The 9057-nt window shown below is 62.9% G+C and carries 6 protein-coding genes; 3 read left to right on the forward strand and 3 right to left on the reverse strand.

Annotated elements, in window-relative coordinates; translation table 11 throughout:
• Nucleotides 1-965: 965 nt before the first annotated feature.
• A complete protein-coding gene (locus tag Q7T84_RS01080) occupies nucleotides 966-3515 on the reverse strand; it encodes a TonB-dependent receptor (protein WP_304805715.1) in 2550 nt (849 codons plus the stop codon).
• A 540-nt stretch (nucleotides 3516-4055) separates the two neighbouring features.
• On the opposite strand from Q7T84_RS01080, the gene Q7T84_RS01085 reads away from it, so the two are divergent.
• The 3 genes from Q7T84_RS01085 to Q7T84_RS01095 are packed head-to-tail and all read left to right on the forward strand — an operon-like array spanning nucleotide 4056 to nucleotide 6734.
• Nucleotides 4056-5534, forward strand: a complete 1479-nt coding sequence (locus tag Q7T84_RS01085) for a carotenoid oxygenase family protein (protein ID WP_304805716.1) — start codon at nucleotides 4056-4058, stop codon at nucleotides 5532-5534.
• A 37-nt stretch (nucleotides 5535-5571) separates the two neighbouring features.
• Complete coding sequence (locus Q7T84_RS01090; protein ID WP_304805717.1) at nucleotides 5572-6330, forward strand: SDR family oxidoreductase; 759 nt, start codon at nucleotides 5572-5574, stop codon at nucleotides 6328-6330.
• Between the two features lie 8 nt (nucleotides 6331-6338).
• Complete coding sequence (locus Q7T84_RS01095) at nucleotides 6339-6734, forward strand: nuclear transport factor 2 family protein (RefSeq protein ID WP_304805718.1); 396 nt, start codon at nucleotides 6339-6341, stop codon at nucleotides 6732-6734.
• Nucleotides 6735-6836: 102 nt separating this feature from the next.
• Here Q7T84_RS01095 and Q7T84_RS01100 read toward each other — a convergent pair whose 3' ends face one another.
• Together Q7T84_RS01100 and Q7T84_RS01105 are read right to left on the reverse strand one after the other, a co-directional pair.
• The gene (locus Q7T84_RS01100) at nucleotides 6837-7646 is read right to left on the reverse strand and encodes a DUF1295 domain-containing protein (RefSeq protein ID WP_304805719.1); all 810 of its coding nucleotides are present in this window, start codon (nucleotides 7644-7646) and stop codon (nucleotides 6837-6839) included.
• Between the two features lie 83 nt (nucleotides 7647-7729).
• A complete protein-coding gene (locus Q7T84_RS01105; protein WP_304805720.1) occupies nucleotides 7730-8785 on the reverse strand; it encodes a hypothetical protein in 1056 nt (351 codons plus the stop codon).
• Nucleotides 8786-9057: the final 272 nt, after the last annotated feature.

Below are 9057 nucleotides of genomic sequence, written 5' to 3' on the forward strand. Positions count from 1 at the left end.
CGAGGGGGTCACAGGTTCAATCCCTGTCGCATCCACCAACTTTCTCCAAACCTTTCAACCGCTTGAAGTTTCTCCCCATTGGGGAGCCGCTCGACGCTGTTTGCTGCACCAACGGGGTTCACAATCGTCCCTCTGACGATGCCTCAACACGCTGCGATGTAAGGGTTTTCGGCCCCTCAGACTGCTGCACCAATGTGGTTCACAAACCGGCCAAACGGTCGCCTTCACCGTCTTCACGGTCGAGGCCACACTTGGGGGAGCGACAGTCGGGCCTGATCGTCAGGGGAAGAGTCTTCTATCTTCGGATGAGGGTGGCCGTTCGCATCGGTGTCCTCGATGCGATCGCTCACCAGCGCCTTCCAGCGCCGGTTCGGGGTCTCGCCCGGCCGCGTGAAGACACGCTCCGCGATCTGAAATCAAAGTCCGGCGATCGGAAAGACAGCCCGATCCCCCGGCCTTGAAGTCACGGAGTCGTCTCCTCGGGCTCGAAGATCGGTTCCGGCAACCAGTTGCCGACATAGGCCTCCCGCCTGGCGCGCGCCGACTTCAGGGTGAGAATTCGAGCGCTGGGTCCGCCTCGAACGACGGCGAGTTGGCGACGTCGATCACGGCTTGCGCGCCGCTCAGCGCCTCGGCCAGACGGCAGCCATCGCGAAAGTGACATCGCCGCGCATGGTTTTTGCGGAGAGCGGACATCTGGGATGTGAGCGGGCCGTTGCTGACTTGGGAGGCCTCGCCAGGCATCCGCCTTCTAAGCGGACGTGCGGAACGTCCGCTTGGAGCCGATAAGCCGCTCAATGTGCCGTGTTAATGCGATCCAGGCGCCGAGTGGCTGGAGGACGATGTGCGTCACGCGCCGAGGCGCAGCGTAGAGCCACGCTTGCGATCGTTGATCGCACGACCGGCCAGCTGGACTCTAGGGCCCAGCTGGCCGAGCGAGGACGGCCCTTGGTTTGACGCGCAGACTAGAAGCTGACGCGCACCGTCGCGCCATAGGTCCGGGGCTGGCCCAGGAACGCATTGTAGGTGCCTGCTTGCGCGGGCCCGTCGTAGGCCACCTGATAGTAGTCCTCGTCGAAGATGTTCTGCCCCCAGAGCTCCAACGCCCACTTCTCATCTTCGGGGCCAACGCTCACGCGCGCGTTCACCAGCGTAAAGCCCTTCTGGACCTTCAGCGGATTGAGGTCAGACCCGGTGTTGGTGGTCGAGGTGTACTTGGCGCTGACATTGACCCGCCCCATCAGATCGCCGGTGATCGCGCGCTCGTAGGTCACAGCGCCCGATGCGGAGTAGAGCGGAGCCAGCGACAACCGCGAACCCGGCAGACGTGAACATCCAGCCGGAAGCGGAGCTGCGATGGTCCCGCCGGTGCAAGGCTGCCCCAGCTTGCTGCTCACCTTGTCGGCGTACTGGGTCTCGGCATAGGTGAGGCCGCCTTGGAGCGTGAGGCCGCGCGTGGGCATGTAGACAACATCGGTGTCGATGCCGCGAGACACCACCTCAGGCACGGACGTCACGGTGAAGACAATGCCGTTGAAGGCGTTGAGCTGGAAGTCGGTGAACTTCTGGTAGAAAATCGTGGCGTTCAAAAGCAGGGTGCGATCGAGCAAGGTGTTCTTCAATCCAAGCTCGTAGGAATCGACGAACTCGGGCGCGAAGCTCGTGTCGTGGATCGGCTGCAACGAGCCTTGGGCCGTCGCCGATTGTTGCGGATTGGGCGCCAGAGGGCGGCCAGTCGCCGTGATGCTGGCCACGCAGGCGTTGCTCATCGCGGTGTTGGCTTGGTACGGGCAAGCAAGCCGGTCGAGGTTGTAGCCGCCGGCTTTGTAGCCACGGGCATAGGATCCGTAGGCCAGGACCTGTTCATTGATCCGATAGGCCGCTTTGATGGTCCCCGTCACAGCCTCCTCAGAGATGGACTGCTCGGTCTGCAAGTCATTGAACAAGTAGTTCTGGAAGGTGGCGCATTGCAGCGGAGAGACAGCGATGGCGGTGGCGCTTTGGCCTAGGCGCGTGGCCAAGGTGGCGCAGCCGAGGCCGTTATCGGTGTTGTCGTAACGCGTATTGAGGTCCTTCTTCTCGTGCGTGTAGCGAAGACCCCCTGTCAGCTCGAGTTGGTCAGTGACCTGGTAGCTGTTGTTGGTGAACAACGCGAAGGTCTGACCGTCCTGGTCGTAGCGATCTTGCTGCCCGGCGCCTGGGGCGTAGCTCGTGCCCGTCGGACGTCCCTGAAGCGTGCTGACCAGGTTCGGGTTGGTCCCGCCCGAGAACAACAGGCTGGCATAGGTCTCGAACTGGTTTCCGTATCGGACCTGTGAGTTGTTCGAGATCAGCTTCTCGTTCGCGTAGAAGGCGCCGACCAACCAGTTGAGCTTCTCGCTCGCGCCCGCGAGCCGCAGTTCCTGGCTGAACTGCTTGAACTGGGTACGGTTCGAACCGTCATTCGGCGAATAGATGATGTCGACATTGGTGAAGTCGCCGTCCGAGCCGTACAGGCGCTTCCAATCGCGATAGGCGGTGATGGACGTAAGCGTGGCGCCGCCGAGCCACTCCAGATCCCAATTCGCCTCGGCCGAGATGCCGGCGTCTTCGATGTTCTGGGTGTTGAGACGGTTGGCGTAAGCCATACGTTCGAACGGCGCGGCCGGGATCGCAACGCCGCTGGCGCCGCCGGGCGAAAGCGCCCGGACAATCGCGCCCGTCGGCCCGGTCAATATCTGAACGCCCGCGCAGCAGGTCTCCTGCCGCTTGGAGTAGTCGGCGATGACGTTGACGTTGAAACCGTCGGTGGGGACGTAGAGCGCCTGGCCCCGCAACGTGTAGAAGTCCTGGTTCTGATCGTTGTCGAGGGTCCGGGGCCCAGCGCCGGTGTTCACATCGACATAACCGTCACGCTTGCGAGCGGCCACGAACAGCCGCCCGGCGAGCTGATCCTCCACAATCGGACCCGTGACGGACACCGACCCGCCGCGACCGTTGAAGTTGGAGACGGTCGCCTCGGCGTTGGCTTGGAACTGGAATTCGGGGCGCTTGGTGAGAATGTTGATGACGCCCGCGGAGGTGTTCTTGCCGAACAGCGTGCCCTGCGGTCCCTTGAGCACCTCAATGCGCTGAAGCTCGCCGAGATCGCCGAACGCCACGCCGGTTCGCGGCCGGTAGACGCCGTCGACGACCACGCCGACCGAGGACTCCAGGCCGATATTGTCGCCGACCGTCCCAACGCCGCGAATACGCGCGGTCGTCGAAACCTCGCTGGAGGTCGAGGTCACGGACAGGCCGGGCGCCAGGATGGTCAAGTCCTTGATGTCCTTGACGCCAGCATCCTGGAGGAGCTGCTGCGGGATCGCGGTGACGACGATCGGCACGTCCTGGAGACTTTGCTCGCGCTTTTGAGCGGTGACGACGATCTCGTCGACGGTGGAGCCTTCCCTCCCGCTCTCTTGGCTATGAGCGGCCGAAGCCAGGGCGAGCACGGCGAGAGAGGCCGTAGCGCAAGCCATTACCGAGTGGCGCATCTTATGTATTTCCCCCTGTCGGCTAAGCCGAACTTTGACGACGCCCGCCCTTGGTGGCCGGACGATTGCTCTAATTCTGAATGACGACCCGCGTTTAAATCGCAATCAGGTCAATATTCGCTCACACACAGATAGATATGCGAGCAACAACTAACGAAAAAATCTCTGCTTCTGCGGTAATATCTCGATCTGAATATGATCTTATCGCCATATTACATTGGAATATTTATTGCGCCTTCACGGAATCTAATGATCGCGATGAGTTTAGCCTGGAGGCATCCGAAATTCTTTCGCCGGCACTAACAGGGCGCACAACGTCTCGTCAAGCAAGTTACTCGCATTTTCTGGCGTTAGCCCTGGCGACCTGAGCGGGCCCTTGCGGGGGAAAGCCCGCACGAGAGAAGCGCCCGACCTCGATCTGTTTCGGCCTCTCGCCCGCCTGAAACGACCCGCAGGTCTAGTCACTTGCTTTAAAAGATGCATATGGTAGCGAGCATGGAAATGCGCTGCGGCAGCGCATGATCGCGTTGGAGATTTCGCATGAAAGTCGAGCGCTTGGCGCCTGTGCAGACCACGCTGCGCCCCAGCAATCACCCGTACCTCAACGGAGCGTGGACACCGCTCTATGAGGAGGTCGACGCCTTCGACCTTGAGGTCATTGAAGGCGTCATTCCCAGCGACATCGACGGCGTCTATCTTCGGAACACTGAGAATCAGGTCCACGAACCACTGGGCAAGCACCATCCGTTCGACGCCGACGGCATGCTCCACCAGATCAGCTTCCGAAACGGCAAGGCCGACTACCGAAACCGCTTCATCCGCACGCGGGGTTTCGTCGCCGAGCAAGAGGCCGGGCAATCGCTGTGGGGCGGGTTGATGGACGGCCCGGGGATCTCGCAGCGCCCAGGATTTGGCGCGCATGGCGGCCTGAAGGACTCCTCGTCCACGGACGTGGTCGTTCACGGGGGCCGGGTCGTCTCGACCTTCTACCAGTGCGGCGAAGCCTATCTGCTGAACCCCGAAACCCTTGAGCAGGACGGGATCGCCGGCTGGGCGCCGCTGGACGGCGTTTCGGCGCATACCAAGATCGACGAAGCGACCGGCGAAATGCTGTTCTTCAACTACTCAAAGCACGCGCCGTACATGCACTATGGCGTCGTCGATCGGGACGGAAAGCTCGCGCACTATGTGCCGGTGCCGCTACCCGGCCCCCGGCTGCCGCACGACATGGCCTTCACCAAGAACTACTCGATCCTGAACGACCTGCCGGTGTTCTGGGATCCGGAACTGCTAAAGCGCAACATCCACGTCAGCCGGCTGCATCCAGGCGTCCCCTCCCGTTTCGCGGTGATCCCGCGCTATGGCGACACGGCGGACATCCAATGGTTCGAGGCCGACCCCACCTACATCCTTCACTTCCTCAACGCATACGAGGAGGGCGACGAGATCGTGATGGACGGGTACTTCCAGGAGAACCCGACACCCCGACCGATCGAGGACGCCCCAGAGGGCTACGGCCACATGATGGCCTTCCTTGATGAGCACAGCTTCCGACCCAAGCTGCACCGCTGGCGCTTCAACCTGAAGACCGGCGCGACCCAGGAGCAACACCTCGACGAGAGGCTCCTTGAGTTCGGCATGTTCAACCAGCGCTATGCTGGCAAGCCTTACCGCTATGCCTATTCCACGACGACCAAGCCGGGCTGGTTCCTGTTCAACGGCTTCGTGAAGCACGACCTGCAGACCGGAGAGTCGTGGCAGATCACCTTGCCCGAGGGTCGCTACGCCAGCGAGGCGCCCTTCGTCCCGCGCATCAACGCCCAGGACGAGGACGACGGCTATCTGGTCAGCTTCATCATCGACGAACATGCCGGACGCTCGGAGTGCGTGCTGATCGACTGCAAGCAGTTCGAACAGGGTCCGGTCGTTCGCATCGCCCTACCCCACAAGATCTGCAGCGGCACCCATAGCGTCTGGGCCGACCGCGCCTTCATCGAGAACGGCAAGATCGAGGCCTAGAGGGCCGCCAGCACAGGTCCAAAAGAGAGAACTAGGGATGGAACTTAAGCACAGCGTCGCCCTGGTGACGGGTGGCAATCGGGGAATCGGCGAGGCCTTCGTGCGCGCGTTTCTCGCGGCTGGCGCAGAGCGGGTCTATGTCGGCGCGCGCGACCCGGCTAACGCCCAACATCTGGTCGACGAAGGCGGCGGCCGGGTCATCGCTATCGCGCTGGACGTCAGCAAGCCCGAGCAGATCGAGGCCGCCGCCAAGCAATGCCAGGATGTGAACATCGTCGTGAACAACGCCGGGCAGTTCACCATGCAAACCCTCCTCACTGCGCCGGACATGTCCGGCGCGCGTGAGGAGATGGAGGTCAACTACTTCGGCCCGCTGGCCATGAGCCGAGCGTTCGCGCCCATTCTGGCCCGGCATAGCGAAAGCGCGATCGTGAACGTGCTGTCAGCAGGCGGAATCGTCGCAGTGCCCGGAATGGGCGGATACAGTCCATCCAAGTTCGCGGCGCGCGCGATGTCGACCTGTCTGCGCGGCGAACTCGCGCCGCAGAACACCTCGGTCATCGCGCTAATCGTGGGCTCCGTCGACACGCGGATGGCCAGCCATGTCGACGGCGCCAAGGAGACCCCCGACAGCGTCGCCCAAGTGGGCCTCAAGGCGATCCGCCGGGGCTCCGACGAGATCGATACGGACTACATGGCCGTGGAAGTCCGCGCGCACCTCGCCCGCGATCCCAAGGGTCAGGAACTTCAGATGCGCCGCTCGCTGTCAGGCGGGCCGGTGAGCACAGGTCGATAGGCGTACCCATGACCCCAGAAAACTATCTCGCTCTCGGCGAGGCTTTTGTCGCCGCGATTCAGTCCGGCGAGGCCGAAGAGGTCCGTCGGTTCTACGCCCCGGACGCCAAGCTCTGGCACAACACCGACGGCGTCGAACAAACCGTCGAGCAAAATCTGAAAGCGCTCGCCTGGTTCAAGCGCAATCTTCCCGATCGCAACTACCGGGTCCTGCGCCGCGAAGCGCTCGCGGACGGTTTCATGCAGCAGCACGTCCTGGAAGCAACCCTGCCCGACGGGACCAGATGGTCCCTCGACGCTTGCGTTGTGGTGCGGGTGAAGGACGGCCTCATCACCCGGCTGGACGAATACATCGACGGAGTTCGCACCGCCGAGCTGGCCAACGTCCGGCGCCAAGCCGACTAGGGCCCGTGGCGCGCCAGCTGAGGGCGCGCCGCCCACCTAAGCCTTACACAAAACTGAAAGAGGCGCGCCCGCAAGGACGCGCCTCTTCGCTGTTACGCTTGGTTACGCTTGATCGCGAGGCTTTGGCGGCCAAGGGATGAAGGCCGAGGTGCGGCGAGCATAGTCCTCATAGTCCGGCTTACGCCGGCGCATCCTGCCCTCGACGGTCGGCATGCCGCTCCACCGCGTGAGGGTGTAGATGAGATAGGCGGGGCCAATGACCGAGAAGAGCCCAAGCGTGGTCTCGGCGGCGACCAGCCACAACCCCACCCAGACGCAGGCGTCACCGAAATAGTTCGGATGACGCGTATAGCGCCACAGCCCCTGATCCATCACCTTGCCGGCGTTCTCCGGGTTCTTCTTGAACCGCACGAGCTGCCAGTCAGCCAGGCTTTCGAACAGCAAGCCGCATACCGCCAGCACCGCGCCAGCAATCCCGACGACGCCCAACTGCGCGGGTTCGTCGGCGACCTGGCCCAACTGCACCGGCAAGCAGGTCAGCCACAGAAGCGGCATCTGCACCGCGAACACCAAACGAAACGCCGCATGGCCATAGCCCCACCCGTGCTCGGCCTTGGCCTTTTCGAACATCCTCACGTACCGCCGATCAGGCCCGTGATCACGCCAACGCCACAGCATGTAGGAGCCGAGCCGCAGCGCCCAAGCGACGCAAATGGCGGTCAGGACGATCCGGCGCTGAGTGCCGCCTCCGGTCTGGAGAAAGGTGGAGATGGCCACCACGCCCATGCCCAGGCCCCACAGGCTATCGACCGGGGTGACGTCGCGCATTGCGACGCAAATGGCCCAGGCGATCACGAAGAGCGCGAGGATCACGCCCGCGTTCACCGCCAGGATGGTCACAAATTCAGGCATTGGCACTTCCCCCTATTTTTGAGCCCACAGTCAGCGAGCGATGTTTCAGTCTCTGGATCTGGCGTGACGAGGCCGCCGACAAACTAGGCGCGGCCACCATTGAACGGTGTTGCGAGGGGCCGCGTCATCAGGCCGGCCGGGGCCGCACAGACCAACGGAATCGCATTGATCACCGTGCCGGCGACGCCGATCTGCTCAGCCGAGGTCGGGCTCGTGTCGCCTTCGCGCTTCTCCATCTCGACGGAGATTTTCACGCCAGGCTGACCCTTGATGTGAATTCGCCAGAGCGGAGGGTCGATTTCCGGAAGATGGGCGGTCTCCATGTACCAGTGGATCGACATCGTCAGCCGCCGCTGCCCCTCGACCAGTCCGTGCCAACGCCAGTTGACGTGGCTGATCGAGCCTTGCGCAATCTGACCGGCGGCGATGCTCAGGGGCTCGGAGGCCGCGAACACCCGGTGATCGGTCTCGACGGCGTCCAGGGCCAGACCCAGATGCTCGGCCATCGCTGAAAGCACCTCGGCATACATGCCGTTGAGCGAGCTCGCCGGTCCCCACGCTTCATCGTTGGGGTCGACCGCAGCCGGATCGGCGCCAAAGCCGAGCACTCGAAACACGTAGTCAGGATTGCGCACCACCCGGCAATCCACGCTTTCGACCACCTCGACATGGTCGAGGGCCGAACAGACGCCCGTGGCGACGACCGCGAGTTGCTCGGCCACATAACCCGGGTTGAGCCCTGCGGCCATCAAGGTCGCGCCGCCCTCGACGCAGGCCGCCTCCAGCGCAGCCAACCGTTCTCCATGCCAGTGCTTGGAGCGACTATAGCCATTGATACTGATCACGTTCTTGCCGGAGGCCAGCAACCGCAGGATCTCCGCGTCATGCGAACCGTAGGGCGGAGCCAGGCGGGCGCAATGAACGACCACGTCGGCGTCCAGCGCAAGGATGTCCTCGATGGAGCGGGTCGCGATCACCCCTGTGGTCGGCCGTCGCGCGATATCGCCAGCATCACGTCCGGCCTTGTCGTCGCCGTAAACGAACAGCCCAACGAGCTCCATTTCCGGATGGTCGATGATCGCGCGCAAGCACGTCTTGCCCATGGCGCCGCTCGCCCACTGGATTACACGCCGCTTCATGGTTCGCTCAGCCTGCTCCAATAGGTCTCGTTATGCAAGGAACTACATATGTCAGGCCCGAGGCACAATCAGAAGATTGGAATCTTCGGAGTTCTCACTGGCGGCGAAGCTGGAGCCGTGAGCGCGCCACCATCACTTGCTTGACGAGATGCTCACCAGCCGCCTAGATTCCGCGGAAAGCGAGGAGGAAAATCGGGAACCGCACTTCAGCGTCGCGCCATCGCAAAGCGCTGGCCCGCGCGACACCTCCTGCCCCCTCGGCTTTCCGCCAA

The sequence above is a fragment of the Phenylobacterium sp. genome (genome assembly GCF_030654915.1).
In the GTDB taxonomy this organism is placed as follows: Bacteria; Pseudomonadota; Alphaproteobacteria; order Caulobacterales; family Caulobacteraceae; genus Phenylobacterium.

Coding starts and splice junctions, on each gene's coding strand:
- Q7T84_RS01095 (WP_304805718.1), top strand. CDS start 6,339: ATGACCCCAGAAAACTATCTCGCTCTCGGCGAGGCTTTTGTCGCCGCG.
- Q7T84_RS01085 (WP_304805716.1), top strand. CDS start 4,056: ATGAAAGTCGAGCGCTTGGCGCCTGTGCAGACCACGCTGCGCCCCAGC.
- Q7T84_RS01105 (WP_304805720.1), bottom strand. CDS start 8,785: ATGAAGCGGCGTGTAATCCAGTGGGCGAGCGGCGCCATGGGCAAGACG.
- Q7T84_RS01090 (WP_304805717.1), top strand. CDS start 5,572: ATGGAACTTAAGCACAGCGTCGCCCTGGTGACGGGTGGCAATCGGGGA.
- Q7T84_RS01080 (WP_304805715.1), bottom strand. CDS start 3,515: ATGCGCCACTCGGTAATGGCTTGCGCTACGGCCTCTCTCGCCGTGCTC.
- Q7T84_RS01100 (WP_304805719.1), bottom strand. CDS start 7,646: ATGCCTGAATTTGTGACCATCCTGGCGGTGAACGCGGGCGTGATCCTC.